Source organism: Streptomyces sp. NPDC059994, assembly GCF_042737755.1.
Taxonomy (GTDB): Bacteria; Actinomycetota; Actinomycetes; order Streptomycetales; family Streptomycetaceae; genus Streptomyces.
Genome location: NZ_JBHWUR010000013.1, coordinates 70,442 through 96,622, shown reverse-complemented (window position 1 = coordinate 96,622; position 26,181 = coordinate 70,442). Strand labels below are relative to the sequence as shown.

General features: G+C 72.1%; 29 protein-coding genes. 13 read left to right on the top strand and 16 right to left on the bottom strand.

Annotated features, from left to right (window positions below; translation table 11 throughout):
- Nucleotides 1-69 precede the first annotated feature (69 nt).
- A complete protein-coding gene (locus ACFWA7_RS10275) occupies nt 70-1,980 on the top strand; it encodes a protease pro-enzyme activation domain-containing protein (protein ID WP_385822188.1) in 1,911 nt (636 codons plus the stop codon).
- A gap of 247 nt (nt 1,981-2,227) precedes the next feature.
- On the opposite strand, the gene ACFWA7_RS10270 is transcribed toward ACFWA7_RS10275, so the two are convergent.
- The 8 genes from ACFWA7_RS10270 to ACFWA7_RS10235 form a co-directional block, all read right to left on the bottom strand.
- Complete coding sequence (locus tag ACFWA7_RS10270) at nt 2,228-3,358, bottom strand: protein-L-isoaspartate(D-aspartate) O-methyltransferase (RefSeq protein ID WP_385822185.1); 1,131 nt, start codon at nt 3,356-3,358, stop codon at nt 2,228-2,230.
- A gap of 12 nt (nt 3,359-3,370) precedes the next feature.
- The gene (locus ACFWA7_RS10265) at nt 3,371-4,315 is read right to left on the bottom strand and encodes a radical SAM protein (protein ID WP_385822182.1); all 945 of its coding nucleotides are present in this window, start codon (nt 4,313-4,315) and stop codon (nt 3,371-3,373) included.
- Between the two features lie 177 nt (nt 4,316-4,492).
- Nucleotides 4,493-4,774, bottom strand: coding sequence for a hypothetical protein (locus ACFWA7_RS10260; protein ID WP_385537167.1), 282 nt, complete (start codon nt 4,772-4,774; stop codon nt 4,493-4,495).
- Nucleotides 4,771-5,031 carry a hypothetical protein gene (locus ACFWA7_RS10255; RefSeq protein ID WP_385822180.1) on the bottom strand — a complete coding sequence of 87 codons (261 nt, stop codon included), beginning with the start codon at nt 5,029-5,031 and terminating at the stop codon, nt 4,771-4,773. The genes ACFWA7_RS10260 and ACFWA7_RS10255 overlap by 4 nt, the downstream gene beginning before the upstream one ends.
- Nucleotides 5,032-5,042: 11 nt before the next feature.
- On the bottom strand, nt 5,043-5,246 hold the full coding sequence (locus tag ACFWA7_RS10250) for a hypothetical protein (RefSeq protein WP_385822178.1): 204 nt from the start codon (nt 5,244-5,246) through the stop codon (nt 5,043-5,045).
- Nucleotides 5,247-5,466: 220 nt separating this feature from the next.
- Nucleotides 5,467-5,652 carry a hypothetical protein gene (locus ACFWA7_RS10245; RefSeq protein ID WP_385822176.1) on the bottom strand — a complete coding sequence of 62 codons (186 nt, stop codon included), beginning with the start codon at nt 5,650-5,652 and terminating at the stop codon, nt 5,467-5,469.
- 1 nt (nt 5,653) lies between these two features.
- Nucleotides 5,654-5,905: a hypothetical protein gene (locus tag ACFWA7_RS10240; protein ID WP_385537172.1), complete on the bottom strand. Its 252-nt coding sequence runs from the start codon at nt 5,903-5,905 to the stop codon at nt 5,654-5,656.
- Nucleotides 5,902-6,081 carry a hypothetical protein gene (locus ACFWA7_RS10235; protein ID WP_385822174.1) on the bottom strand — a complete coding sequence of 60 codons (180 nt, stop codon included), beginning with the start codon at nt 6,079-6,081 and terminating at the stop codon, nt 5,902-5,904. The genes ACFWA7_RS10240 and ACFWA7_RS10235 overlap by 4 nt, the downstream gene beginning before the upstream one ends.
- A 134-nt stretch (nt 6,082-6,215) precedes the next feature.
- Between ACFWA7_RS10235 and ACFWA7_RS10230 the strand changes: the two genes are divergently transcribed.
- Both ACFWA7_RS10230 and ACFWA7_RS10225 read left to right on the top strand, forming a co-directional pair.
- A complete protein-coding gene (locus ACFWA7_RS10230; RefSeq protein ID WP_385822172.1) occupies nt 6,216-7,046 on the top strand; it encodes a helix-turn-helix transcriptional regulator in 831 nt (276 codons plus the stop codon).
- Nucleotides 7,043-7,258: a DUF397 domain-containing protein gene (locus tag ACFWA7_RS10225; RefSeq protein WP_385822169.1), complete on the top strand. Its 216-nt coding sequence runs from the start codon at nt 7,043-7,045 to the stop codon at nt 7,256-7,258. The genes ACFWA7_RS10230 and ACFWA7_RS10225 overlap by 4 nt, the downstream gene beginning before the upstream one ends.
- Nucleotides 7,259-7,475: 217 nt before the next feature.
- Here the strand turns inward: ACFWA7_RS10225 and ACFWA7_RS10220 are convergent, their stop codons facing one another.
- From ACFWA7_RS10220 to ACFWA7_RS10210, 3 genes are read right to left on the bottom strand one after another with little or no spacing between them, the layout of a single operon-like run.
- Nucleotides 7,476-7,775 carry a transposase gene (locus ACFWA7_RS10220; protein ID WP_385822211.1) on the bottom strand — a complete coding sequence of 100 codons (300 nt, stop codon included), beginning with the start codon at nt 7,773-7,775 and terminating at the stop codon, nt 7,476-7,478.
- A 41-nt stretch (nt 7,776-7,816) separates the two neighbouring features.
- On the bottom strand, nt 7,817-8,659 hold the full coding sequence (locus ACFWA7_RS10215; protein ID WP_385822166.1) for an alpha/beta fold hydrolase: 843 nt from the start codon (nt 8,657-8,659) through the stop codon (nt 7,817-7,819).
- Complete coding sequence (locus ACFWA7_RS10210; protein ID WP_385822163.1) at nt 8,656-9,357, bottom strand: DUF998 domain-containing protein; 702 nt, start codon at nt 9,355-9,357, stop codon at nt 8,656-8,658. The genes ACFWA7_RS10215 and ACFWA7_RS10210 overlap by 4 nt, the downstream gene beginning before the upstream one ends.
- Before the next feature lie 70 nt (nt 9,358-9,427).
- Between ACFWA7_RS10210 and ACFWA7_RS10205 the strand changes: the two genes are divergently transcribed.
- The 3 genes from ACFWA7_RS10205 (at nt 9,428) to ACFWA7_RS10195 (ending at nt 13,333) form a co-directional block, all read left to right on the top strand.
- Nucleotides 9,428-9,835, top strand: coding sequence for a hypothetical protein (locus tag ACFWA7_RS10205; RefSeq protein WP_385537186.1), 408 nt, complete (start codon nt 9,428-9,430; stop codon nt 9,833-9,835).
- Between the two features lie 66 nt (nt 9,836-9,901).
- Nucleotides 9,902-11,506: a multicopper oxidase family protein gene (locus ACFWA7_RS10200; RefSeq protein ID WP_385822160.1), complete on the top strand. Its 1,605-nt coding sequence runs from the start codon at nt 9,902-9,904 to the stop codon at nt 11,504-11,506.
- Between the two features lie 78 nt (nt 11,507-11,584).
- The gene (locus tag ACFWA7_RS10195; RefSeq protein ID WP_385822157.1) at nt 11,585-13,333 is read left to right on the top strand and encodes an NAD+ synthase; all 1,749 of its coding nucleotides are present in this window, start codon (nt 11,585-11,587) and stop codon (nt 13,331-13,333) included.
- Nucleotides 13,334-13,448: 115 nt separating this feature from the next.
- Here ACFWA7_RS10195 and ACFWA7_RS10190 read toward each other — a convergent pair whose 3' ends face one another.
- Nucleotides 13,449-14,471 (bottom strand): endonuclease/exonuclease/phosphatase family protein, encoded by a 1,023-nt coding sequence (locus tag ACFWA7_RS10190; protein ID WP_385537191.1) that lies wholly within the window; start codon nt 14,469-14,471, stop codon nt 13,449-13,451.
- 304 nt (nt 14,472-14,775) lie between these two features.
- Here ACFWA7_RS10190 and panB point away from each other — a divergent pair, with 304 nt between their 5' ends.
- The 3 genes from panB (at nt 14,776) to ACFWA7_RS10175 (ending at nt 17,709) form a co-directional block, all read left to right on the top strand.
- The gene (panB, locus tag ACFWA7_RS10185; protein WP_385537194.1) at nt 14,776-15,654 is read left to right on the top strand and encodes a 3-methyl-2-oxobutanoate hydroxymethyltransferase; all 879 of its coding nucleotides are present in this window, start codon (nt 14,776-14,778) and stop codon (nt 15,652-15,654) included.
- A gap of 178 nt (nt 15,655-15,832) precedes the next feature.
- Nucleotides 15,833-16,858: an ATP-binding cassette domain-containing protein gene (locus ACFWA7_RS10180; RefSeq protein WP_385537196.1), complete on the top strand. Its 1,026-nt coding sequence runs from the start codon at nt 15,833-15,835 to the stop codon at nt 16,856-16,858.
- Nucleotides 16,855-17,709, top strand: a complete 855-nt coding sequence (locus ACFWA7_RS10175) for an ABC transporter permease (RefSeq protein ID WP_371652395.1) — start codon at nt 16,855-16,857, stop codon at nt 17,707-17,709. Before ACFWA7_RS10180 ends, ACFWA7_RS10175 begins: the two co-directional genes overlap by 4 nt.
- A 163-nt stretch (nt 17,710-17,872) precedes the next feature.
- Here the strand turns inward: ACFWA7_RS10175 and ACFWA7_RS10170 are convergent, their stop codons facing one another.
- Nucleotides 17,873-21,229 carry a BTAD domain-containing putative transcriptional regulator gene (locus ACFWA7_RS10170; protein ID WP_385822155.1) on the bottom strand — a complete coding sequence of 1,119 codons (3,357 nt, stop codon included), beginning with the start codon at nt 21,227-21,229 and terminating at the stop codon, nt 17,873-17,875.
- A 167-nt stretch (nt 21,230-21,396) separates the two neighbouring features.
- Here ACFWA7_RS10170 and ACFWA7_RS10165 point away from each other — a divergent pair, with 167 nt between their 5' ends.
- The gene (locus ACFWA7_RS10165; RefSeq protein ID WP_385537204.1) at nt 21,397-22,197 is read left to right on the top strand and encodes a site-2 protease family protein; all 801 of its coding nucleotides are present in this window, start codon (nt 21,397-21,399) and stop codon (nt 22,195-22,197) included.
- On the opposite strand, the gene ACFWA7_RS10160 is transcribed toward ACFWA7_RS10165, so the two are convergent.
- Together ACFWA7_RS10160 and npdG are read right to left on the bottom strand one after the other, a co-directional pair.
- Nucleotides 22,187-22,378, bottom strand: coding sequence for a hypothetical protein (locus tag ACFWA7_RS10160; RefSeq protein ID WP_385822153.1), 192 nt, complete (start codon nt 22,376-22,378; stop codon nt 22,187-22,189). The two genes, ACFWA7_RS10165 and ACFWA7_RS10160, sit on opposite strands and share 11 nt — an antisense overlap.
- Nucleotides 22,379-22,444: 66 nt before the next feature.
- Nucleotides 22,445-23,158, bottom strand: a complete 714-nt coding sequence (npdG, locus tag ACFWA7_RS10155; protein WP_385822151.1) for an NADPH-dependent F420 reductase — start codon at nt 23,156-23,158, stop codon at nt 22,445-22,447.
- Between the two features lie 119 nt (nt 23,159-23,277).
- On the opposite strand from npdG, the gene ACFWA7_RS10150 reads away from it, so the two are divergent.
- Nucleotides 23,278-23,880: a hypothetical protein gene (locus ACFWA7_RS10150; RefSeq protein WP_385822148.1), complete on the top strand. Its 603-nt coding sequence runs from the start codon at nt 23,278-23,280 to the stop codon at nt 23,878-23,880.
- Nucleotides 23,881-24,151: 271 nt separating this feature from the next.
- Here ACFWA7_RS10150 and ACFWA7_RS10145 read toward each other — a convergent pair whose 3' ends face one another.
- The gene (locus ACFWA7_RS10145; protein ID WP_385537213.1) at nt 24,152-24,376 is read right to left on the bottom strand and encodes a hypothetical protein; all 225 of its coding nucleotides are present in this window, start codon (nt 24,374-24,376) and stop codon (nt 24,152-24,154) included.
- Nucleotides 24,377-24,453: 77 nt separating this feature from the next.
- On the opposite strand from ACFWA7_RS10145, the gene map reads away from it, so the two are divergent.
- Together map and ACFWA7_RS10135 are read left to right on the top strand one after the other, a co-directional pair.
- Nucleotides 24,454-25,311, top strand: a complete 858-nt coding sequence (map, locus tag ACFWA7_RS10140; protein ID WP_385537216.1) for a type I methionyl aminopeptidase — start codon at nt 24,454-24,456, stop codon at nt 25,309-25,311.
- Between the two features lie 82 nt (nt 25,312-25,393).
- Nucleotides 25,394-26,044: a heme oxygenase (biliverdin-producing) gene (locus ACFWA7_RS10135; RefSeq protein WP_385537218.1), complete on the top strand. Its 651-nt coding sequence runs from the start codon at nt 25,394-25,396 to the stop codon at nt 26,042-26,044.
- The last annotated feature ends 137 nt before the right edge of the window (nt 26,045-26,181 follow it).

The following is a 26,181-nucleotide window of genomic DNA, read 5'->3' as shown; positions in this document are numbered from 1 at the left end:
TCCCAGGTGAAGAGCCTCATGCAGGGGGTCACATTGAGAACCAGCCGCACCAGGCGGCGTGCCGTGAGCATGGCAGCCACACTGCCTCTGCTCGCCGGCGCGCTCGCTCTCGGCATACCGTCCGCCCACGCGGCGGACCCCGTGCCGTCCGGGCGGGCCGCCCTCACGGGCACCAAGCCCGCGTGGGCCACCGGCGCCGCCGACCAGGGCGCCACGGCGACCACGAACAAGGTCGACGCGCGGGTCTACCTCGCGGGCCGCGACGCCAAGGGCCTCGCCGCGTACGCCGCGGCCGTGTCCGACCCGAGCTCGGCGTCGTACGGGAAGTTCCTTGAGCCCGCGCAGACGCAGCAGCGCTTCGGGGCGACCAAGGAGCAGATCGCGGCGGTCACCGGCTGGCTGAAGTCGGCCGGGCTGACCGTCACTGGCGCCAACCAGCACTACATCTCGGTCTCCGGCGACGTGGCCGCCGCCGAGAAGGCGTTCGCCACCCCCCTCCACAACTACCGCAAGAGCGGGCGCACTTACCGCGCCCCGGTGAAGACCGCCTCCGCGCCGGGCGCGCTGGCCGACGCGGTGCTCACCGTGACCGGTCTGGACAACGCCCCGCACAAGGCGACGCACCACGAGACGCTGCCCGCGCCGGGCCCGGCCTTCAAGAACTCGGGGCCGTTCTCGACGTACTACGGCTCGAACATCGCCACCACCCTGCCGGACGCGTACGGCACCAAGGTCCCGTACGCGGTCAAGGGGTACACGGGCAAGCAGCTGCGGGCGGCGTACGGCGCGGGCCGCTACACCGGCAAGGGCGTGACCGTCGCGATCACCGACGCGTACGCCTCGCCGACGATGGCGAAGGACGCCCAGCGGTACGCGCTGCGCAACGGCGACAAGTCGTACAGGCACGGCCAGTACAGCGAGGTGAAGCCCGCCGACTACAACAGCGTGGAGGCGTGCGACGCGGCCGGCTGGTACGGCGAGGAGTCGCTGGACGTCGAGGCCGTGCACGCGGTCGCGCCGGACGCGGACATCGTGTACGTGGCGGGCGCGTCCTGCAACGACCCGGATCTGCTCGACGCGCTGAACAAGGTCGTCGACAGCCACCTGGCCGACATCGTCTCCAACTCGTGGGGCGACATCGAGGCCAACGAGACGCCGGACGTCGCGGCGGCCTACGACCAGACGTTCAAGCTGGGCGCGGTCGAGGGCATCGGCTTCTACTTCTCCTCCGGCGACGACGGCGACGAGGTCGCCAACACCGGCAAGAAGCAGGTCGACACCCCGGCCAACTCGGCGTGGGTGACGGCGGTCGGCGGCACCTCGCTGGCGGTCGGCAAGGGCGACACGTACAAGTTCGAGACGGGCTGGGGAACGCTGAAGTCCTCGCTGGCGGCGGACGGCAAGAGCTGGACGGCCTTCCCCGGCGCGTACACCTCGGGCGCGGGCGGCGGCACCAGCTCGACGGTGAAGCAGCCGTTCTACCAGCGCGGAGTGGTCCCGGACTCGCTGGCGAAGGCGAACGGTTCGTCGCGCATGCGCACGATCCCGGACATCGCGGCGGTCGCGGACCCCAACACGGGCTTCCTCGTCGGCCAGACGCAGACGTTCCCCGATGGTGCGGTGAAGTACGACGAGTACCGCATCGGCGGCACGTCGCTGGCGGCGCCGGTCATCGCGGGCGTCCAGGCGCTGGCGCAGCAGGCCCGGCACTTCCCGATCGGCTTCGCGAACCCGTCGATCTACGCGCGCTACGGCTCGCCCCTGTACCACGACGTCACGGACCACCCGCTGGGTGCGCGTGACCTCGCGGTGGCGCGGGTGGACTTCGTGAACAGCGTCGACGCGTCGGGCGGTCTCGCGACGTCGGTGCGCACGCTGGGCAAGGACAGCTCGCTGCACGCGGTGCGCGGCTACGACGACGTGACGGGCGTAGGCACCCCGTCCCGGGGCTACGTGGCGTCTTACGGCCGCCACCACTAGCCGACCCGGCTCGCCCATCTCCCCCGCCCCGGGGCCGGTTTCGGCTCCGGGGCGGGGGGTTTTGCCCCCACCCCGCCCCTTCCCTGAAGCCCTGGGCGGGCGGCCGGGGTGGGGGTCGGGGGCCGCTCCGCCCCCGGACCCCGTTGCGGGGCTTCGCCCCGGGGATCCGTGTTTGTCTGCGGGCCGGTGGGGGCTGGTCGCGCAGTTCCCCGCGCGGCCAAGGGGCGCGGCCCCGTTGGCGGGGCGGTCAGCAGATGGTTGCCGACCAGGCGCCGCGCTTGAGGTGCGTGGTGCCGTCCGGCTCAATCCGGACGTGTGCGCCGTAGACGGGCAGCCCGCCTTCGCGGTTGAGGCGGTGCCGGATGCGTTCGAGTTCATCCCACAGACGTTGGGGACCGCTTTGGTGCACCGTGGGCGGGTCGGTCCACACGCCTTCCGCGCGTGCCCATGACCCGTCAGGGTGCAGCAGCCACACGGTGCGCCGGTCATCGTCGTCCGTGCGCCTGTGCTCGATACCGGGTACGGAGAGTTCGAGCATGGACCACACGTCCCATGCGTCCGGTACGTACAGCACCGGATACCGGCCGACGCCGACCGCGTCTCCCTCCGCTGTCTTGGCCTGCTCGTACACCGCGTCGAGGCCGGGCGGGTAGTCGTCATCCTGGCGGGTGGCCATGAACCCGGCAGCGTCCAGCGCGATACGCCCGGCCGCGCCACCATCGGGGGTCTTGTCCGCCGTGACGATCAGGCCCGTGCGGGCGATCGTCGTCACCAGGCGCCCGCCCGGCTTGAGCGCGGCCAGCCACGAGGCGGGGACGGGCCGTACGGACACGGTGGAGATGATCCGGTCGTACTCCCCGGGCAGCGGGCCGGTGATGTCGCAGACGGCCGTCTTCGGGTTCAGCCCTACCGATTTCAGCCGGTCACCAGCCTTCTTCACAAGCGCGGCATCTACATCGATGCTCGTCACCCGCTTGTCCCCGAGGCGCCGACAGGCAAGTGCGGTGCCGTAGCCCGACCCGGTCGTCACCAGCACCTCCGACTCGTCACCGATCACCGCGTGCCGGTACATCGAGACGACCAGTCCCGGCAGCGTTGACGACGAGGTGGGGTGCCCTGTGGTGATCTCGGCGTCCGGCTCGGCGTCGTCCGCGTGCAGCGGACCCACACGGGTCACCAGCGTGCGGTCACTGTAGGCCGCCTGTACCCACGCCTCGGGATCGCTGGGACCGTCCCGCAGCACCCATCGGCCGCCGTCGTTCGCCCACCAGCGCGGCACGAAGAGGTGCCGGGGCACGGTGGCGAGCGGACCGTACCAGCGCGATTCAGGCCGGACGGTATCGGCCGCCAGACGACGCGCGTGTGTCTCCCAGTCCATCAGGGCACCTCCTCAGTAAGCGGGATCGCACGCCTCGGTTTCCGCAGGCGAACAGTCCGACCCATCCTGGTCGGGGTTGCACGCCGTCACCACGCCCGGCGACGGCTGGCACGAGTCCTCTTTCGGCGTGCACGAGTCCGGAACGCACGCGTTACCGCCGCGTTGGGGGATCACGGCCATACGGTCGGCCCACTCAGGCCCGTTCAGGATCTCGGCAAGGGTCTGCGTCCGGACACTCCCGGCCGTCAGCCAGCGTGACATCACGCAGGGAGTGACGACGCCGTCCGGGTTGATCGCGGCGCGGTCGCCGCCGCACCGCCCGCACAGTTCGGCCGGATCGTGGAAGGTGACTCCGGCGCTGTCGCCGTTGCCGATGGCGCGAACCCGGTCGAGCCGGATTTCCCCCGTGACACCGAGCTGCCGCAGCTCCGCGCGGGCACCTTCGATGGCCTGTCCGTCCATGATGTGCACGAGCGAGGCACGTAGCGGGATGCCACGGCGGATCGCCTCGGTGATGTTCGCCTTCGTTCGGGCGTAGGAACCGCGCCCGCCGGTGATCCTCTCGTGCTCGGTCGCTTTGTTGCTGTAGTACGAGGTGGCCAGACGAACCCCGGGCCGGTCCAAGGCTTGCCACATCGACGGGCGCACATGCACGAGGTTGGAGAACACTTCCACCCGCATACCGAGGTTCAGCGCACGGTCAATGAGCGTCGGAAGATCGGGGTGGAGGGTCGGCTCGCCGCCGATGTACTGCACCATGGCCACGCCGAGCCCGGCGGCTTGGTCCAGCAGCGCGTACCAATCCGCGCGGCGCATCGTGCCGTGGCTGCCGTGCGGACCGGACTTGGCGTAGCAGTGCGATGCGCAGGTGTTCTGACACTGGCCGGTGATCTCCAACGCAAGCGAACTCAGCCGCCTCACGGGTGTGCTGGCGGGGCCGTCCAAGATGGCTGTCACGGTGGCGCACTCCTTCGTGTCGTTCGTGCACTGGCCTGCCCGTCCCGGTCGGCGCTCGACCGGTTGCGGGTGGGTGGGTGGTCCAACGGGGGCGGGGTGGTGCCCGCGCCCCTGCCGGGGGTCGGTTGGGGGAAGCGGTCAACAGGTCGTCCCCGGCAGGGGGCGGAGTCGGATGGGTCAGCGTCCGCGCTGACGGACCCGGTGGAGCTTGCCGACCGCTACGAGCTGCCTCCGCTCCCACGGCGAGGCAGGGCGCAGTCTTCGGTAATTCGACCGCCAGATGAGGCCCGTGGGGCGCTCCATCTCGACCATGAGACCGACCACCGCTCGCACCGTGCCGGGCATGTCGTAGTCGCGGTCAAAGACGACCAGGCCCTTACTGATCTCGTCGGGGTCCCTGAACGCGGGTGGCCGGTTGAGGTCCCGGGGGTCGGAGGTGACGGGATTCCTGGTGGTCACGGCTGTGGCTCCCCTCCCTCGTATCCGGGGAAGTGCGTGATCCGCACCCCGGTGGGGCGCCAGCGAATCCCGACCGTGCCACCCCCGTATGCGTCTGCCAGCGGGCGGAGTCGGCATTCGTGCCAGCCGCCGACATGGCGCGGGCGGGTACAGATGACCACCGGGGGCACGGCCCCTACGTACCAGGGCTCCGTCATGGGGATGCGCCGGGCGGCGGCCACGTGCTCCACCTTCAGCACGGCGACCGCTTCACACAAGACACGGCTCCTCACTGGGCGGGCTCCCATCCGTCCGGGCCGCTCAGCCACCGGTCCAGCATGCGGTGGAGCAGATAGGAGCCGACGCCGTAACGCTTGCTCATCTGGGCGGGCGTCTCGCCCCATCCGTGCCGTCTGAGGATCTGCTTGCGGTGGGCCATGACGTACTCCCTGTGTAACCGCTGCTCTTCCGCGCTCAGTTGTGCCACGTCCATTCCTCAGTTCCTCACGGGGTACGGGATGCAATTGCCAGGACCATGGCGGCCACGCAGCCGCCGATGATCACCGCCACCAGTAGCGGCCCGGTGAATCGGGCAACCGGCCGTAGGACGCGCCGAACATGCGGCGGGCGGTTTCGCACCACCGGCACCCGCGCGGGCACAGCCTGATTGCTTCCGTGGACGGCACGCGCCGGGTGACGGGTACGCCGCGCATTCACGCCTCCCGCCCTCGCGTCTCGCGTTCGACTGCTGCCGTCACGGCCACGGCCAGCGTGGGCAGCACGGCGTTTATGGCGGCCACCCATTCCCGCGCCTCCCGCTCCGCGACGATCTGCACCAACCCCGCTTCCAGCACGCCCCGTTGTTCCGGTGTGAAACGGGGGACAGCGTCACGCGACATCTCACGCCCTCCCCTGTCTCTGGCTCCGGGCGTTGGCTTCGCGGACGGCTTCGCTCAGCACGTCGGACTGGGCAGCCGGTCGAAGCTCCCCGGTTCCGGCGTCCCACTCCCGGCCACCGCGCAGCGGGCGCAGGATGTGGTGGCCCCAGTAGTCCCGGCCGACAAAGCGCCCCACGCGCCCCTGCGCGTCCCGGACCACGGCGCCCGGCTCCGGCTCGTACGGGTGCTCCCGCGCCGCCTCCTGGCCGTTCACAGCTTCCGCCTGAGTCCGGCGAGCGCGGCCATGAGCACGTCGTGGTTCGGGGGCGTGTACCCGCCGCGCGGAACCCACTCCGGGACCAGGCGCCAGAAGTCGCGTCGGGCTATGGCTCGCTCCAAATCCGCCACGTCGTCCCGCGAGCCGGTGGTCCTGGTGGTGTCACTGGTCATGGCCTGGCGCCCGTCCTCTTCACGTGGGTGGTTCCTTCTGGCTGGACTCCTGGCTTCCACCATGGCCAGTCGCGCGTACGCTCAAAAGGAGCTAGACCATGCCAACGTCAGTGGAATACCCGGGAGTTGGACAAGTGAGCGAAAGTGCTGACCAGTCATCCGGCCCGTCCAACGCGGCGGAGTACTTCGGGGAGGAAGCGCGGGAACTACGCGAGTCGCTGGGCTACTCCCAGGACGAGTTCTCCGACGTGATCCACTACGGGCAGCCACAGATCAGCAAGGTTGAGCGCGGCGTCGTACTGGCTTCAGTCGCCTTCGCGGAAGCGCTGGACAAGGCCGCTGGCACTCCGGGGCTGTACAAGCGCCTCCGTGAACGCCTGAGTCGAAATGGTCATCCTGAGTGGTTCGTGCCGTACGTAGACCTTGAACGGACAGCGAGCGGCATCACTGATTACTCCTGCACGTTCCTCATGGGCCTACTACAGACGCCGGAGTACGCGGCAGCGGTGTTCCGCTCAGCGCATCCAAGGGAGGACGCGGACACCATCAAAGCCCGGGTGGAGACCCGCATGCTGCGCCACGAAGTCATGCGCCGGGAAGAGCCGCCGCTCTTGTGGGTCATCGTGCACGAGAGCGTCCTACGCACGCTTGTCGGCGGCAAGGCGGTCATGGTGGCCCAGCTTGAGCACCTAGCCATGCTCATGGAGTCGCCGCACGTCACGGTTCAGGTCCTGCCGTTCAAGGCGGGTGCCCCCGCGTCCCACCTTCCGTTTACGCTGCTTTCCCTGGACGACAAGCCCAAAGCTGTCTACACCGAAACACCAACTCAGGGCGGACAAGTGGACGACTCCACTAGCGTGGTCAACTCCGCTTGCCAAATGTTCGACCGGCTACGTATGGCGGCACTGTCCGACGAAGAGTCGCTAGACCTCGTTCGTAAGATCACGGAGGAACACGCCAGATGAGCAACACCCCCGACCCCAGCACCATCACGCAGTGGGTCAAGAGCACATACAGCGGTGGCGACGGCGGCCAGTGTGTTGAGTGGTCCCCCGCCGATGCGGCGGCCACTGGTGTGGTTCCGGTCCGGGACAGCAAGGTTCCGGACGGTCCTCGCCTCACGGTCCCGGCTGCCGCCTGGTCCGCCTTCGTTGGCATGTACCGCGCCGCCGACTAACTAAGCCTCCTTGCTGGCTGGGCCCCGCCGTTCCTCCCCTCGGAGCGGCGGGGCTCTTTGGTGTTGCTGCTGCGTTGGGTGATCAGGGGGCGCGCAGCCGGCTACGCGCAAGCGGGCGGGAAACCGGACAGGGCGGGCGCCGTTGCGTCACCTTGCGCGATGGGTTTGGTGTGCGGTTCCGGGGCGTCCGGGTGATCGGGCGCCCCGGGACAGGGCGCTAGCTGGTGGCGTGCCCGGTGACTGCGGTAGTGATGGCTTCCCGCGTGAGGGTGTGGAAGTGGTCGGAGTCTTCCACCAGGGTGCGGATTTGGGCCCATGTGCCGGTGGCTTCCCAGCGGTCGAGCCGGGTGCGGCAGGTGCGGCGGGAGACTCCGAGGGTGGCGGGGATCTTCACCCAGGCAGTGCCGAGGAGTTCGGCGCAGACGAGACCGGCGATCACGGCCCGGTGGTCGGCGCTGGGGGTACCGCGCCCAGGGGTTCCGATCGGCGGCACGAGCGGCGCGATGTGCTCCCACAGAGCATCGGGGATGATCCGTTCGACTGTACCCCTTATCCCGTTCAGGCAACGGGCGGGGTGGGGGAAACCGTCCTCAGGACCGTCTCCGCCACCACTCCCGCCGCGTCCAGCATCACCAGGTGCCCAGCCCCCTCCGCCACTCGCAGGTCGCCCCGCAGCGTGTCCGCCAGGCCACGTTGGCGGGTGAGCCAGGACGGGCCCCCGGCGGCGGCCGCCAGGACCGTCACCGGGATCGGGGGCAGGGGGAAGCGGTCGCGGAGGGTGAGGAGTTCCGCCGCCACCGGGCGGTAGCGGGCGTTCTCCAGGAGCAGGCCCCGCCACACCCGGGAGGTGCGGTAGCAGCGGCGGACCAGGGCGCGCGGGGCCGGGTCGGCGCCGCCCGTGCGGGAGAGGCGGACCGTGGCCCGGCGCAGCAGCGGGCCGAGCGCCGCAGGCAGACCCGCCGCCGCCAGCACCGCCCCCGCCACCCGCGCCGACACCACCCGCGTCCCCGCCGCCACCGGCACCCTCGCCTCCGGCTCCACGCTGGAGTCCACCAGGACGAGCGCGGCCGTACGGTCCGGGTGCAGCCGGGCGTAGGCCTCCGCGTGGAAGCCCGCGATCGAGTGCCCCACCACCGTCACCGGCCCGGAAACCCTCACCGCGTCCAGCACCGCCGCGATCCGGTGCGCCTCCCCCGAGGCCGTCGGCGGCGCCACCGCCGGGCCGGAGAGGCCGTGGCCGGGGCGGTCGAAGCGGACCACCGTGCGGTGGGGGGCCAGCAGGGCCGCCACCTCGTCCCAGTCGAACCAGGCCATGCCCAGGCCCGCGCTGAGCAGCACGGGCGGACCGCTGCCCGCCACCACCACGTGGTGCGGCACCCCGTCGATCCGTACGAACGTCATACTTGATTCTCGCGCGCGACCGCGTGCGCGAGCACCCCGAGCCACACCGCCACGAACAGCACCTGCAACCGCTGCCCGGCCCCCAGCGACCAGGTGCCGCGCCCGGCCTCGAACGCGGCGATGGAGGTCAGCGTCCAGACCGTGACGGCCAGTTCGAGCGCCACCAGGACCGGCCCGAACCGGGCCATCGGGGCCCATCGGCCGTAGCGGCGGGCCGCGACGGTGAGCGCCACGACGCCCACCAGCGCGCCTGTCATCGCGACGCTGCTGCTCACCGCGTGCGCGGTGTGCGTGGCCGGGACCAGACCGGCCGTCTCGCGGGCCGCGCACTCGGGGTCGACGGTCGGCGCGCAGCTCAGCGGCAGCCGGGAGTCGGCCACGGTCGCCGCCCCGAACAGCACGAGCCCCGCCCACCCGGCCACCGACCAGGGCCGCCGGTCGCACCGCCACAGCGCCGACGCCGACCCGGCGAACACCAGCGTCCCGGCCGTCAGGTCCGTCGCCCGGAAGAGCCCGCCGAGCGGCTGGTCGGCCGCGGCGAGCTCGCTCACATACGTCTGTACGGGGTCGAGACCGGTGTGGACGACCACTTCGAGCACCCACGCGGTGTACGCGAGCGCGCCGAGCGCCAGCAGGACCACCGCGGGCCGGACACCCGAGGCGGGTACGTCCTCTTCGGCCGCGTCCGTGGTCGTCATGGGGTCATGCTCGCCGGGGCACCCCGGTCCCGCACGTCGGGTGATACCGGGTGGGGGTAAGGTGCGGTCCATGGTGACCGCGAGGAGGACGACGGCGTACGGGCAGCTGCTGCTCTGCGCCGCGCTGCTCTTCGGCATCTTTACGATGCACACGGTCGGGCATCCGACGGAGCACACCGCGCCGACGGCCGGGGAGCACACCTCGATGGCCATGGCCGCGCCCGCGCCCGCGACGGCCGGTCACCACCAGGCCGTCGCTCCCCGCCCGGAGCCCATGCGCGGGATGGACCCCGGCTCGGTGTGTCTCGCGGTGCTCGGTGTGTGGGGCCTCGCCCTGCTCGCCGTACGGCTGCTGTCGGCGCGCGGCCGGACGCCGGGCGCGACCGCCGTACGCGGCCGGATCCCGCGGCCCCTGTGGCCCAACCCGCCCCCTCCCTACGGGAGTTCCGTCGCCGCCTTGTCGGTGCTGCGGCAGTAGGAGCGCGCGAAGCAGGACACGCGCCCCTACTTTTCCGCATGCCCACACCACGAGGTGCACCCAGTCATGTCCGCACACCCCACCCGCCGCGCCGTGCTCGGCGCCACCACCGCCGTCGCGGGCGGCGCCCTGCTCGCCGCCTGCTCGGGCTCCGGCTCCATGGACGGCATGGACGGCATGGACCACGGCTCCAAGTCCTCGGCGACCCCCGGCGGCTTCGTCGACCCCGCCGGTCCCGAGGTCGTCGCCGCCGAGGCCCGGCGCGGCTCCGGGCCCGTCCGGAACGTCCGGCTCACCGCCACCGCGACCCCGCTCGACCTGGGCGGCGGCCGTACGGTCCGGTCCTGGGCGTACGGCGACCGGCTGCCCGGGCAGGAGGTGCGGGTCACCGCGGGCGACACGCTCGCGCTCACCCTCGCCAACCACCTCCCCGAGCCGACCTCGCTGCACTGGCACGGCCTCGCCCTGCGCAACGACATGGACGGCGTGCCCGGTCTGACCCAGCGGCCGGTCGCGCCGGGGGCGTCGTTCGCCTACCGGTTCGCCGTCGCCCACCCCGGCACGTACTGGTTCCACCCCCACTCCGGCGTCCAGCAGGACCGCGGTCTGTACGCCCCGCTGATCGTCGAGGACCCGAAGGAGCCGCTGGCGTACGACCGGGAGTGGGTCCTCGTCCTGGACGACTGGGTCGACGGGGTGGACGGCTCGACGCCGGACGCGGTGCTGGCGGAGCTGAGGGGCGGGATGGGCAGCGGAGGCGGCATGGACCACTCCGGCCACGACATGGGAGGCAGGGGAGATACGGGTGGCGAGCCGACGCGGAGTCCCTCCACCGGTCCCTCCCGCATGCTCATGGGCGCGAGCAGCGAGCTGCTCGGCGGGGACGCGGGCGATGTCGCGTATCCGTACTACCTGGTCAACGGCCGTACGCCGCAGGCCCCTTCCTCCTTCACGGCCAAGCCGGGCGAGCGCATCCGGCTGCGGATCGTCAACGCGGGCGGCGACACCGCGTTCCGGGTGGCGCTCGGCGGCCATGAGCTGACGGTGACCCACACGGACGGTTTCCCGGTCCGGCACACGACGGCGGACGCGCTGCTGCTCGGCATGGGCGAGCGGTACGACGTGCTGGTCACGGCGGGCGACGGGGTGTTCCCCCTGGTGGCGCAGGCCGAGGGGAAGAAGGCGGCGGCGCTCGCGGTGCTGCGCACCGGTGGCGGGGCCGCGCCTACCGCCTCCGTACGCCCCAAGGAGCTGACCGGGCGACTGGTCACGGCCGACCGGCTCGCGCCGGACGCGTCCGTGGCGCTGCCGCCGAAGGCGCCCGACCGCACGGTGAGGCTGACGCTGACCGGCGGGATGGCGAAGTACGACTGGGCCTTCGACGGGAAGCCGTACCGGCCGGACGCGCGGCACCCGGTGAGCACGGGCGAGCGGGTGCGGATGGTCTTCGCCAACACGACGTCGATGTGGCATCCGGTGCATCTGCACGGCCACACGTTCGCGCTGGCAGGCGGGGCCGGCGGGGCTCGCAAGGACACGGCGTCGGTGCTGCCGGGGCGGACGCTGACCGTGGACCTCGACGCGGACAACCCGGGGCTGTGGATGGTCCACTGCCACAACGTCTACCACTCGGAGGCCGGGATGATGACGGTCCTCGGCTACCGGAAGTAGCCCGCCGGTGGGGTGGAGCCGGGCGCCGCGCCCCCGCTCCACCCCCCATCGCGTCGCTTTGACGATTACACTGGCGGGGTGCCTCAACTACGTCTCGCTCTGAATCAGATCGACTCGACGGTCGGCGACATCGCCGCGAACGCCGAGGCGATCGTGCACTGGACCCGGCACTCCGCCGAGCAGGGCGCGCACCTCGCCGCCTTCCCCGAGATGATGCTGACCGGCTATCCCGTCGAGGACCTGGCGCTGCGCTCCTCGTTCGTCGAGGCGTCCCGGCAGGCGCTGACCGGCCTCGCGGCGCGCCTGGCCGCCGAGGGCCTCGGGGAGCTCCCGGTGATCGTCGGCTATCTCGACCGGTCGGACACCCAGCCCCGCTACGGCCAGCCCGCGGGCGCCCCGCGCAACGCGGGCGCCGTACTGCACCGCGGCGAGGTGGTGCTCAGATACGCCAAGCACCACCTGCCCAACTACGGCGTCTTCGACGAGTTCCGGTACTTCGTGCCGGGCGACACCATGCCGGTGATCCGGGTCCACGGCATCGACGTGGCCCTCGCCATCTGCGAGGACCTGTGGCAGGACGGCGGCCGCGTCCCGGCCACCCGGTCCGCCGGGGCCGGGCTGCTGGTCTCGATCAACGCCTCGCCGTACGAGCAGGACAAGGACGACACCCGGCTCGAACTGGTCCGCAAGCGGGCCCAGGAGGCGGGCTGCACCACCGCCTACCTGGCGATGGTCGGCGGCCAGGACGATCTGGTCTTCGACGGCGACTCGATCGTCGTCGACCGGAACGGCGAGGTCGTCGCCCGCGCCCCGCAGTTCGCCGAGGGCGGTGTGCTGCTCGACCTGGAGCTGCCGGCCGCGGGCCCGGTCCCGTCCGGCACCGTCGACGACGGTCTGCGGATCGAGCACGTGATCCTCTCCGAGGAGCCCGTCCCGGCGTACGAGCCGGAGCTCACCGGGGGGCAGGCCGAGCGGCTGGACGACGCCGAGGAGGTCTACTCGGCGCTGGTCACGGGGCTGCGCGCGTACGTCACCAAGAACGGCTTCCGGTCCGTCCTGATCGGCCTGTCCGGCGGCATCGACTCGGCGCTGGTCGCCGCGATCGCCTGCGACGCGCTCGGCGCGGAGAACGTGTACGGCGTGTCGATGCCGTCCAAGTACTCCTCGGAGCACTCCAAGGGCGACGCGGCCGAGCTGGGCCGCCGCACCGGCCTCAATCTGCGCACGGTGAGCATCGAGCCGATGTTCACCGCGTACATGGACTCGCTCGGCCTGACCGGGCTCGCCGAGGAGAACCTCCAGTCGCGGCTGCGCGGCACCATGCTGATGGCGATCTCCAACCAGGAGGGCCACCTCGTGCTCGCGCCGGGCAACAAGTCCGAGCTGGCGGTGGGGTATTCGACCCTGTACGGCGACTCGGTCGGCGCGTACGGCCCCATCAAGGACGTCTACAAGACGACCGTGTTCCGCCTCGCCAACTGGCGCAACAGGGCGGCGGCCGGGCGGGGCGAGGTTCCGCCCATCCCGGAGAACTCGATCACCAAGCCGCCCAGCGCCGAGCTGCGCCCCGACCAGGTCGACACGGACTCGCTGCCGGACTACGCGGTCCTGGACGCGATCCTGGCCATGTACGTCGACCGCGACCAGGGCCGCGAGGCGATCGTGGCGGCGGGGTTCGACGCGGAGCTGGTGGCGAGGACCCTGCGGCTCGTCGACACCGCCGAGTACAAGCGGCGCCAGTACCCGCCGGGCACCAAGATCTCCGCGAAGGGCTTCGGCAAGGACCGGCGGCTGCCGGTCACCAACCGGTGGCGCGAGTCGGCCTGACCGGCACCCTGCCGATCACCAACCGATGGCACGAGTCGGCCTGACCGGCACCCTGCCGATCACCAACCGATGGCACGAGTCGGCCTGACCGGCACCCTGCCGATCGGCTACCGGCTCAGATCTTCAGCCTGGCCGCGATCGGCAGGTGGTCGCTCGGCGTCCGGCCCAGCGTCCACGACGACTTCGGCTCGACGCCCTTGACCATGATCTGGTCGATCCGGGCCATCGGGAACGAGGCCGGCCAGGTGAAGCCGAAGCCGTTGCCCGCCGCGCCCTGGGTGGAGCGCATCTGCGAGGTGATGTTGTTCAGGGCGCGGTCGTTCATGGTGCCGTTGAGGTCGCCGAGCAGGACCACCTTCTTCAGCGGGTCGCTCGCGATCGCGTCGCCCAGGGCGTCCGCGCTGGCGTCCCGCTGGCGCGCGGTGAACCCGGCGCTGAGCTTCACCCGTACCGAGGGCATGTGCGCCACGTACACCTTCACCCGGCCCGCGGGCGTGCTCACCGTGGCCCGCATGGCGCGGGTCCAGCCCATCTTGATGTCGACCGGCTCGGCGTCGCTCAGCGGGAACCTGGACCACAGGCCCACCGTGCCCTGCACCGAGTGGTGCGGGTAGGTCCCGGCCAGCGCCCTCTCGTACGCGCCGACGCTGCTGCCGGGCAGTTCCTCCAGGGCGAGGACGTCGGCGCCGGAGGCGATGAGGTCGCGGGCGGTGCCGGCCGGGTCGGGGTTGTCGGCGTTCACGTTGTGCGTGGCGACGACCAGGTTGCCGCCCTTGCTCTCCTTGTCGGTGAGCAGCCCGCCGAACAGATTGAGCCAGACGACCGCCGGGAGGACCAGGGCGATCAGCGCGGTCGCCGAGCGGCGCCACAGGGCGAGGCCGAGGAGCACCGGGACGAAGATCCCGAGCCACGGCAGGAAGGTTTCCGTGAGGCTGCCCAGGTTGCCGATCCGGTTGGGGATCTTGGCGTGGACCAGCATCACCAGGGCGATGAGCACCGCGAGCCCGGCCAGGACCAGGCCCCGCCGCCAGATGCCGGGATCGTTTTTCCAGCCGTCCAGCAGGCGCCGGACCCGGGATCCGGAGCGCTCGCCCTCCGCGCTGCCGATCCCCGTCTCCGTCACGTACGCCCGCGTCATACCGTCGTCCTCACTGCCTTGCCGTTCGCACTCCGCCGCACCGATGACCCTAGGCGATGGAGGGTGGCTTTCCCTGTCGTCGTACTGCCTCGATGACGACAGGGCGCCCCGCCGGGTTCCAGCAGGTCACGGTTGAGGGGGCGGCTGTGACAAAACGCGCATATTTGCCAGGCAGGTGGTTTAAAGCTCATGTATTTGCGTGACTGAGGCACCCACTTCCCGTCGGCGGGGGTGGGATGCCACCATGGAAGTGGTCCGGAGACGCCGTCAGGGCGCTTCGAGATGACGAACAGGAGCCGTTGCGATGACGCAACAATTCAAGGCTGCGCAGAATCCGCCCGTAGAACGTTCCGACAGCAGCAAGGCGCTGTACGGGGGCAAGTCGACGCGCCGCGTCACGATCCACGACATCGCCGCCGCCAAGGCCCGGGGCGAGAAGTGGCCCATGCTCACCGCGTACGACGCGATGACCGCGTCCGTCTTCGACGAGGCCGGGATCCCGGTGCTGCTCGTCGGCGACTCGATGGGCAACTGCCACCTCGGCTACGACACGACCGTCCCGGTCACGCTCGACGAGATGGCCATGCTGTCCGCCGCCGTCGTACGGGGCACCAAGCGCGCCCTCGTCGTCGCGGACCTGCCGTTCGGCACCTACCAGGAGGGCCCGGTGCAGGCGTTGCGCAGCGCCACCCGCCTGATCAAGGAGACCGGCGTCGGGGCCGTCAAGCTGGAGGGCGGCGAGCGCTCGCTGCCCCAGACCGAGCTGCTCGTGCAGTCCGGCATCCCGGTCATGTCCCACCTGGGCCTGACCCCGCAGTCCGTGAACGCCATGGGCTACCGGGTGCAGGGCCGCTCCGACGAGGCCGCGCACCAGCTGCTGCGCGACGCGAAGGCCGCGGAGTCCGCGGGCGCGTTCGCGGTGGTGCTCGAACTCGTACCGGCCGAGGTGGCCGCGGAGATCACCCGCTCGCTGCACATCCCGACCGTGGGGATCGGGGCGGGCGTGGAGTGCGACGCGCAGGTCCTGGTCTACACGGACATGGTGGGGCTGACCGGGGGGAAGGTGCCGCGCTTCACCAAGCAGTACGCGGATATGCGGGGTGTCCTGGGCGACGCGGCCAAGGCGTTCGCCGGAGAGGTCGTGGGCGGGGCGTTCCCGGCCGAGGAGCACACGTTCCACTAAGCGCGTCGCCGGTTGGCCGCGGGCCGGCTCCGGCTGAGCGCGCCCACGCGGCGGAGCCGCGAAGGTCACAGTCCCACACCCCTTAGGGGGCGCTCCTACAGCCCGCCTACAGTCCCTGTAGGCGGGCTGTAGGCGGGCTGTCGGTGGATTGTCGGTGGCACCTGGCACCTTTGTGGTCATGACGCGAATCGACGACAACCCCGAAGGCGGCGCGGCCAACGCCGTCACGGTGCGGGGAATGGTGAAGCACTTCGGCGACACCAAGGCGCTGGACGGCGTGGACCTGGACGTACGCGAGGGCACGGTCCTCGGAGTCCTGGGGCCCAACGGCGCCGGCAAGACCACCCTCGTCCGCTGCCTGTCCACCCTGCTCGTGCCGGACGCCGGCACCGCCACCGTCGCCGGGTACGACGTGGTGAAGCAGCCCCGCCAGCTGCGCCGCACCATAGGCCTCACCGGGCAGTACGCCTCGGTGGACGAGAAGCTGTCGGGCTGGGAGAACCTGTACATGATCGGGCGGCTGCTCGATCTGTCCCGCAAGGACGCCAGGGCCCGCGCCGACGAGCTCCTGGAGCGGTTCTCGCTCACCGAGGCGGCGAAGCGGCCCGCGATGAACTACTCGGGAGGCATGCGCCGCCGTCTGGACCTCGCGGCCTCGATGATCGGCAACCCGGCCGTGCTGTACCTGGACGAGCCGACCACCGGTCTCGACCCGCGCACCCGCAACGAGGTGTGGGACGAGGTCCAGCGGATGGTGGCCGAAGGCGCCACCGTGCTGCTCACCACCCAGTACATGGAAGAGGCCGAGCAGTTGGCGAACCAGCTGACGGTCATCGACCGCGGCAAGGTCATCGCCAACGGCGGCATCAACGAGCTGAAGGCGAAGGTCGGCGGCCGCACCCTGCAGATCCGGCCCACCGACCCGGGTCAGCTGGGCGCGATGGCGCGCGCCATCACCGAGGCCGGTCTGGACGGGGTCTCCGGCACCCAGGCGGTCCCCGACGAGGGCCTGCTGAACGTGCCGATCCTCAGCGACGAGCAGCTGACCGCGGTGGTCGCTCTGCTGGGCGCCCACGGCTTCGGCATCGCCCACATAGGCACCCATCTGCCCAGCCTGGACGAGGTGTTCCTGGCCATCACCGGCCAGAAGCCCACCCTCCAGGAGTCCGAGAGCGACGACACGATCGAGGAGGTCGCGGCATGAGCACCGCCACCACCGCCAAGGCGGCCCCCACCAAGGCGCCGACCGGCATCCGCCCGCCCGTCACGGACGCCGACAGCCGGATCGGCCCGCGCGCCAATCTGCGGCACATAGGCGCCCTGGTGCGCCGCAACGCGCTCCAGATCAAGCAGGACCCGGAGTCGATGTTCGACGCCGTGTTCATGCCGATCATCTTCACGCTGCTGTTCGTGTACGTGTTCGGCGGCGCCGTCTCCGGCAAGGGCAACCAGGGCGAGTACGTCAACTACCTGATCCCGGGCCTGATGGCGATGCAGGGCCTGAACATCGCGATGGCCGTCGGCACCGGCATCAACGACGACTTCAAGAAGGGCGTCATGGACCGGTTCCGGACCATGCCGATCGCCCGGTCGTCGGTCCTGATCGCCAAGATCGTGGTCGAGATCGGCCGCATGATCGTCGCCACCTCGATCCTGCTGATCATGGGCTTCATCCTCGGGCTGTCCATCCACACCTCGGTGTTCGAGCTGCTCGCGGCGGTCGGCCTGTCCCTGGTGTTCGGCGCCTCACTGATGTGGATCTTCATCCTGCTGGGTCTCACCATGAAGACGGCCCAGGCCGTCCAGGGAGTGGCGATGCTGGTGCTGATGCCGCTGCAGTTCGGCTCGTCGATCTTCGCGAAGCCGACCACGATGCCGGGCTGGCTGCAGACCTTCACGGACTACAACCCGCTCTCCAACCTCGCGGACGCCGCCCGCAACCTGGTCAACGGCGGCCCGGTCGCCCACTCGGCGCTGATGACGCTGGGCTGGGCGGTCGCGATCACCGCGGTGACGGCCCCGCTGGCGGTCGCCAAGTTCCGTAAGCGCACCTGATCGCTCCGCGGGGTGTGCGGTTATGCGGCCGCGGACCGTGCAATGGGGGTCCCCCCCTGCTCGAACGAAGCGGAGAGTTCGGGGGATGGTCGCGCCCACGCGGCGGAGCCGCACATGTCGCAGCCCCGCGCCCTTTACGGGGCCGCCCAGAGCTGACGTCCCATCAAGCCTGTTGCCGGTCCCGTTGTGCCAGGGCGGCGGCCTCTTCCAGAGAGAGGCCGCCGCCCTCGGCGTACGCCGCTTCGTAGACGGCGTCGTCGAGCAGCGGGCGGACCATCGCCTCCACCCTCTCCCGCAGCTGCACCTCCATGGGCGTGGCGAAGTGGATCGACGGCAGCAGGGTGTCGTGCGCGCCGATCAGCCGCGCCGCGTCGGTGACGGCCCCGGCGCCGGGTTCCGCGAGGCCGGCCCACGCCCAGGCGACGCAGAGCAGATGCACCGGGATCATCTGGGGCGCGACCATCTGGGCCATCGGCTCCACGGCCCGGGCCAGCGCGGCGCGGGAGTCCACCAGGCCCTTGTCGTAGGCGCCCTCCAGGTTCTCCAGCCAGGCGCGGATGCCGAGCACGAAGCCCTCGAAGAGCGAGAGGTTGCTCGACTTGAACTCCTCCAGCATCAGCGCGATCTGCTCCCGGGCCTCGGCGATCCGCTCGGTGCGGCCCAGCCACATCGACAGGAACAGCCGGGCGGCGGGCTGCGCCTCGTACCCCGCCTGGCGGCCCGCGGCGAGGATCTCGCGCAGCATCGCCTCGCCGCGCTCGTCCTCGCCGGTCTCAAGGAGCACCGACGCCAGGCGCGCCTTCAGGAGCGACACCTGCGCCTGGGCGCCGAGCCGTTCGGCGTACCGCACGGCCTCGGCGTAGTCCTCGCCCGCCAGCGCGTACTCGCCGCGCCGTTCGCGTGCCTCGCCGCGCGCGGACAGCGCCTCGGCGGCGCCCCAGTCGTCGCCCAGGCGCCGGAAGATGTCCAGCCCGGCGTCGGCGTCGCGGGTCGCCTCACCGGACCAGTCGCTGCGGTTGGCGAGGACGTTGGCCCGCATCTGGAGGGCGTTGGCGAGCTCCCACTCGTAACCGAACTCCTCACAGGCCCGTACGGTCGCGTCAAGCAGCTCCATGAGCGCGTCCGCGTCGCTGACCAGGATCACCGGGAAGAACCAGAGCGCGCCGGGCATCCGGCAGGTCTGCGGCAGCCCCGGCCGGTAGACGCCCACGATGGTGCGCAGGCGCTCCCGCGCCTCGGGCGTCGTCCAGTCGTCGCCGGTGTGGTCCATGGCGGCGAGCAGGAACAGCCGCACCCCGCGCCGCGCCTCCTGGAGCACCTCGGGCTCCATGGGGGGCGGGCTGTCGGTGCAGCGCGCGAAGACCGGGGGCGCGGGCTCGGCGGGCGGCGCGAACGGGTCGGGGCCCAGCTCCGCGGCCGCCTCGGACCAGCGGCGGGACTCGCCGCGCAGATCGCGCATGTGCCAGTACGAGGCCAGCGCGTGCACCATGCACAGCGCCTCGTCCTCGTCTGCGAGGTCCACCGCCCGGCGCAGCGCGGTGCGCAGGTTCTCGTACTCCCGCTCCAGGAGCGCGACCGCGGCGCGCTGCCCCCGGCCGCGCAGCTCGGGGTCGGTGGTCCGGGCCAGCTCGCGGTAGTGCACGAGGTGGCGGCGTTCGGTGGCGCCCCGGTCCCCGGCGTCGTCGAGCCGCTCCGCCGCGTACTCGGCGACGGTCTCCAGGAGCCGGTAGCGCATCTCGCCGCCGTCCCCGGGCGCGGCGACGACCAGCGACTTGTCGACGAGGGAGCCGAGGAGCGGGGCGACATCGCGGGCGGCGACGCCCCCGGCCCCGGCCGCGCCGTCCGCGCAGACCTCCTCCGCCGCCGCGAGGACGCAGCCGCCCGCGAAGACGGAGAGGCGGCGCAGGACCGTACGCTCCGGGGCCTCCAGGAGGTCCCAGGACCAGTCGACGACCGCGCGCAGGGTCTGCTGGCGCGGCAGTACGGTCCGGCTGCCGCTGGTCAGGAGGCGGAACCGGTCGTCGAGCCGGTCCGCGATCTGACGTGGTGTCAACATACGGAGGCGGGCGGCGGCGAGCTCCACCGCCAGCGGCAGACCGTCGAGCCGACGGCAGATCTCGGCGGCCGCCCCGGGGTCGTCCTCCACCCGGAAGCCCGGCCGCGCCGCCGCGCCCCGGTCGGCGAGCAGCCGCAGCGCCACCGGCCCCGGCAGCGGCTCCACCGGCCGCACCAGCTCGCCCGGCACGCCCAACGGCTCCCGGCTGGTGGCCAGGACGGTCAGCCCCGGGCAGCGGGCCAGCAGATACTCCGCGAGCTCCGCGGCGGCGCCGATCACATGCTCGCAGTTGTCCAGGAGCAGCAGCATCCGGCGGCGCTCGCAGTGCGCGGCGAGGTGGACGAGCGGATCGCCGCCGGTGCGGTCGGCCGCCCGCAGCTCCTCGGCGCCGGCGCCGTGCAGCACGGTCTCGCGGGCGCCGACCGAGGTGAGGACGGCGGCGGGCACGGCCGCCGGGTCGGCGACCGGGGCGAGCTCGGCCAGCCACACCCCGTCGGGCCAGCCGTCCCCGGCCGCGCCGACGGCCTCGGCGGCCTCCTGGGAGAGCCGGGTCTTGCCGGCCCCGCCGGGCCCGAGCAGCGTCACCAGGCGTGCGCCGCCCAGGTCCCCCCGGATCGTCTCGATGTCGGCCTCGCGCCCGACGAAGGAGGTGAGCCGGGCGCGCAGATTGCCGGGGGCGGCCGGGCGGGCGGCCGGCGCGGGGGGCGGACCGGGCGGGTACGCATCGGCGGGTGACGCGTCCGGCGTGTGCAGCAACTCCCCGTGCAGCGCCCGCAGTTCGGGGCCGGGGTCGGCGCCGAGGCGGTCGGCGAGAGTGCGGCGGACGTCCTCGTACGCGGCGAGGGCCTCGGCCGTGCGGCCCGCCGCGCGCAGGGCGCGGATGCGCAGGGCGTGCAACGGCTCGTCCAGCGGGTGGGCGGCGCAGAGCGCGGCCAGCTCGGGCAGCACCTCATCGGCCCGGCCCAGGGCGAGGGCGGCGGCGAGGCGGGCCCGGCGGGCGTCGAGGCGGCGGGCCTCCCAGCGGGCCGCCTCGGCCGTCCGGTCGGGCAGATCGGCCAGGGCGGGCCCGGTCCACAGCGCCAGCGCGTCGTCGAGCCGGGAGAGGGCCTTCGCCGGGTCGCCCTGCTCAAGGGCGCGGGTCCCGTCCCCGGCCAGCCGCTCGAACCGGTACAGGTCGATGTCGTCCGGCTCGGCGTCGAGGCGGTAGCCGCCGCCCTCCACCGAGGCGACCGCGGTGTGCCCGACCGCCCGCCGCAACCGCCCCACGAGCGCCTGGAGCGCACCGGCCGCGTCGGCGGGCGGCTCGCCGTTCCACACCTCGTCGACGAGGAGGCCGACCGGGACCGTACGGCCGGGACGCAGGGCGAGCACGGTCAGCAGGGCGCGCAGCCGCGCCCCGCCGACGGCGACCGCCGTTCCTTCGGGGTTCAACAGCTGGGTGGTGCCGATAATCCGGTAGCGCACGGCCCCATTCTCCGCGACGTGCGACGCCCTCGTGCCCACGCCCGCCAACTCCCGGCCAAGCGGCGGTGGCCAGGGGTGGAACTCGTGAGGGATCGCCGGACGTTCCCGGGGTATCACCTGTACGGTCGGGGCCGTCCGACCGCACCTCCACCCCGGGAGCCCCGCACATGGCCACCGCCACCTCGCGTCGCAGCGACCGGAGGATCAGCCCGGTCTTCCTGGGGATCGTCGCCGTCACGGCGGTCGGCGGATGGGCGGTGTGGACGGGGTTCTCGGCCGCGCCGGGCTTCGCCGTCTTCCTCTTCGTGACGGGCGCCTGGATCGTCTCCCTGTGCCTGCACGAGTACGCGCACGCCCGCACCGCGCTGCACGGCGGCGACATCTCGGTGGGCGCCAAGGGCTATCTGACGCTCAACCCGCTGAAGTACACGCACGCGATGCTGTCGATCGTGCTGCCGGTCATCTTCGTGATCATGGGCGGCATCGGTCTGCCCGGCGGCGCCGTGTTCATCGAGCACGGCCGGATCCGGGGCCGCTGGAAGCACAGCCTGATCGCGGCGGCGGGCCCGCTCACCAATGCGCTGTTCGCGGTGGTCTGCACGGCGCCGTTCTGGCTGCACGCGCTGGACGGCGTGCCCGCCGGGTTCCGCTACGCGCTGGCGTTCCTGGCGCTGCTCCAGGTGACGGCGGCGATCCTGAACTTCCTGCCGGTCCCGGGCCTGGACGGGTACGGGGTGATCGAGCCGTGGCTGTCGCACGGGATCCGCCGCCAGATCGAGCCGTTCGCGCCCTTCGGGCTGCTCGCGGTCTTCGCGTTCCTGTGGCTGCCGTCGGTGAACAACGTGTTCTTCGACGCCATCCACTCGATCCTGCGCGGGCTCGGCGTCACCGAGTGGGACACCTACTGGGGCCAGCGCCTCTACCGCTTCTGGCAGGGCACGCCGGACATCCCGTCGCTCACCGGCTGACGGCCGCGGCCCGCCGGGCGTCGGCCTTCGCCTTGCGCAGGTAGAACCAGGCCATGTTGGAGGAGAGCCCGGCGAGCAGGATCCAGACGACGCCGGTCCAGTTGCCCTGGACGAAGGAGACCACGGCGGCGGCGACCGCGAGGGCGCAGACGACGAGGGCGTACAGAGCGAGGCGGGGCATGGGAGTCGGCTCCTGTCCGGGTACGGCGCTGATGCCCGTCCAGTGTCCCCCATGCCCCGGGCGGACCTACACGTCGGTCACGCGCAGCCCGGCGTGCGCCTTGTAGCGGCGGTTCACCGAGATCAGGTTGGCGACGAGCGACTCCACCTGGTGGGCGCCCCGCAGCCGCCCCGCGAAGACGCCGCGCATCCCGGGAATCCGGGCGGCCAGCGCCTGCACCAGGTCGGTGTCGGCGCGGCTCTCGCCGAGCACCATCACATCGGTGTCGATCTCCTCGATCGAGGCGTCCTGGAGGAGCACGGCCGAGAGGTGGTGGAAGGCGGCGGTGACCCGCGAGTCCGGCAGCAGGGCGGCGGCCTGCTCGGCGGCGCTGCCCTCCTCGGGCTTGAGGGCGTACGCGCCCTTCTTGTCGAAGCCGAGCGGGTTGACGCAGTCGACGACGAGCTTGCCCGCCAGCTCCTCGCGCAGCGCCTCCAGCGTCTTGGCGTGCCCGTCCCACGGCACCGCGACGATCACGATGTCGCTGCGGCGCGCGCACTCGGCGTTGTCCGCGCCCTCCACGCCGAGGCCCAGCTCGTCGGCGGCGGACCGGGCGCGCTCGGCGGCCCGCGAGCCGATGATCACCTTCTGGCCCGCCCGGGCCAGCCGGTAGGCGAGCCCACGGCCCTGGTCACCGGTGCCACCGAGCACGCCGACGACCAGGCCGGAGACGTCGGGCAGGTCCCAGGGGTCCTTGGCGGCGGGCTTCGGGGTGTTCGCGGCGCTGTCAGTGGAAGTCATGAGGCCGACCTTACGCCGGGCCCTACCGGTAGGTACGCCCCCGGTACGCCGGCTCCCGTTCGGGTGAGGACTGACCGATGCGGCCCGCCGGGGCGTGCGGTGCGGCAGGATGCCGGGCCATGGATGCCATACGCGTCGCACTGTTGCGGGAAGTCCTCGCGGGGACGGAGTGGCTGCGGGGCACCCGCCGGTTCGCGGGGGTGCTGCGGGGCTCGGTGGTGCCGAACGGCGGGGGGCTGCTGCTGGTGGGGACCGAGGCGTACGAGCCGTGGCACCTGGCGGCGCACCTGACCGACGAGGCCGCCTGGTCGGGGGTCCCCGAGCTCACCCCCACGCTCGTACGCCACCGGGTCGAGCCGGGCCGCGGCCCGCACCTGTCCGTAGGGCTCGGGCGCCTGGAGGCGGCCGGGCGGGGCGAGACGCTGCTCGTGGTGGCCCCGGAACGGCCGGACGGGGGCCTCCTGGAGCGGGTGCACGACGCCCGGCGGGCCGGGGCGCGGGTCCTGGCGCTGGACGGGGGCGACCCGGAGGTGCGGGGCCTGGTCCACGAGTCGCTGACGGTGCCGCCGGGCGCGGAGGTGGACCTGGACACGGTGCAGCACCTGGTCAGCGCGGCGGCGGGCGAGAACGGGCTGCCCGTGCAGCGGGGGCGGCGGGGGTTCCGTGACCGGCTGTCCCGCTTGGCGGACCAGCTGACGGCCCCGCCGCCGGCTCGGTGGTGAGGGGGCTTCGCCCCGGGCCCCTGTTCGTCTGCGGACCGTGCGTGGCTGGTCGCGCAGTTCCCCGCGCCCCCAAGACGCGCCCCTCCGGGCCGCCCAGGGAATGCAGCGGCATTTGCAGGGGCGCGGGGAACTGCGCGAGCAACCCACCACAACCCGCACACGAGCACCGGGCACCGGGCACAGAAGGGGCGCGGGGAACTGCGCGACCAGCCACGGACGGCCTGCAGACAAGGGTGGGCCTGGGGCGGAGCCCCAACCGGGGGCCGGGGCCTCAGTCCTCGCTCTCCGGCTGCTTGTCGTGCCACTTCGGGTCCGTCTCCCACTCCAGGTTGCGCTCCTGGGCGGTCTGCATGGCGTGCTCGGCCTCCTCGCGGGACCCATAAGGGCCGAAACGGTCCTTCGCGGGGCACTCGGGGCCCTCCTCGACCTTGCCGTGGACCAGGCAGTAGTACCACTCGCCCGGCTTGCCGGCCGTGCGCTTCTTGAACAGGGCCATGCGGAGGCTCCTTCCTCGGCCCGTGCTCGGACCTTCTCGACCATGCTGCCCCAACGCGGCTCGATAGACTCGCCGGTATGTCTGGCCAGTCGCTGCTCGTACCAGGGGAGCTCTCTCCCACCCGCACCGTCCCGGGGAACATCCGCCGCCCCGAGTACGTCGGGAAGCCCATGCCCACGCCGTACACCGGCCCCGAGGTGCAGACCGCCGAAACGATTGAGCTCATGCGGATCGCGGGGCGCATCGCCGCCCGCGCGATGGAGGAGGCCGCCAAGCTCATCGCGCCCGGCGTGACCACCGACGAGCTCGACCGGGTCGCGCACGAGTACATGTGCGACCACGGGGCGTACCCCTCGACGCTGGGCTACCGGGGCTTCCCGAAGTCCCTGTGCAGCTCGGTCAACGAGGTCATCTGCCACGGCATCCCCGACTCCACCGTCCTGAACGACGGCGACATCGTGAACCTCGACGTCACCGCGTACATCGGCGGCGTCCACGGCGACAACAACGCCACCTACTTCTGCGGCGACGTCGACGAGGAGTCGAAGCTCCTCGTCGAGCGGACCCGGGAGTCGCTCAACCGCGCCATCAAGGCCGTCAAGCCCGGCCGCCAGATCAACATCATCGGGCGCGTCATCGAGTCGTACGCCAAGCGGTTCGGCTACGGCGTCGTGCGCGACTTCACCGGGCACGGCATCAGCACGGCCTTCCACTCCGGCCTGATCGTGCCGCACTACGACGCGCCGCACGCCACCGCCGTGATCAAGCCCGGGATGACCTTCACCATCGAGCCGATGCTGACGCTGGGGACGCACGAGTACGACATGTGGGAGGACGGCTGGACGGTCGTCACCCGCGACCGCAAGCGGACGGCCCAGTTCGAGCACACGCTGGTGGTGACCGAGACGGGCACGGAAATCCTCACGCTGCCGTGATCCGTTCCCCGTGTGCGGGGGTACGCATGAGGGGTACGGCATTTACCGACAGGCCGTCGGGATCGGTCTCCGGAGGCGCACCTTGGACACGCCCTTCTCCACCCTCATCCGTACGGCGTCGCACGAACAGCACACCGAGGCGGAGACCTCCGGCTTCATGCGCGCCCTGCTCGGCGGACGGCTCGGCGTCGAGGCGTACGCCCGCTACACCGAGCAGCTGTGGTTCGTGTACCAGGCGCTGGAGGAGGGCGCGGGCGCTCTGCGGACCGATCCGGTGGCCGGCCCGTTCATACGGCCCGAGCTGATGCGTACGGCCGAGCTGGAGCGGGACCTCACGCATCTGCGGGGCGCGGGCTGGCAGCGGACCGCGGCCCCGCTCCCCTCGACCAGGGCCTATGCGGCCCGGGTCCGCGAGTGCGCCGTCACCTGGCCCGCGGGGTATGTGGCACACCACTACACCCGGTACCTCGGCGACCTCTCCGGGGGCCAGATCATCCGCGACAGGGCGGAGAAGACCTGGGGATTCGCCCGCAAGGGCGACGGTGTGCGGTTCTACGTCTTCGAGTCGATCCCGAATCCGGCCGCGTTCAAGCGGGGGTACCGGGAGCTGCTGGACGCGGTGGAGGTGGACGATCTGGAGCGGCAGCGGATCGTTGACGAGTGCCGGCGGGCTTTCGCGCTGAACACCGCGGTGTTCCGGGAGTTGGGCGACGAATTCCCGCTCAGCGCGTAGCGCTCCGCGGGGGGCGGTTTTTCGGGTGCGGGTCCGCTGTGGCTGGTCGCGCCCACGCGGCGGAGCCGCACATGTCACAGCCCCGCGCCCCCTTCGGGCCCGGTGCCCGCCTGCGGGCCGGCGGGGGCTGGTCACGC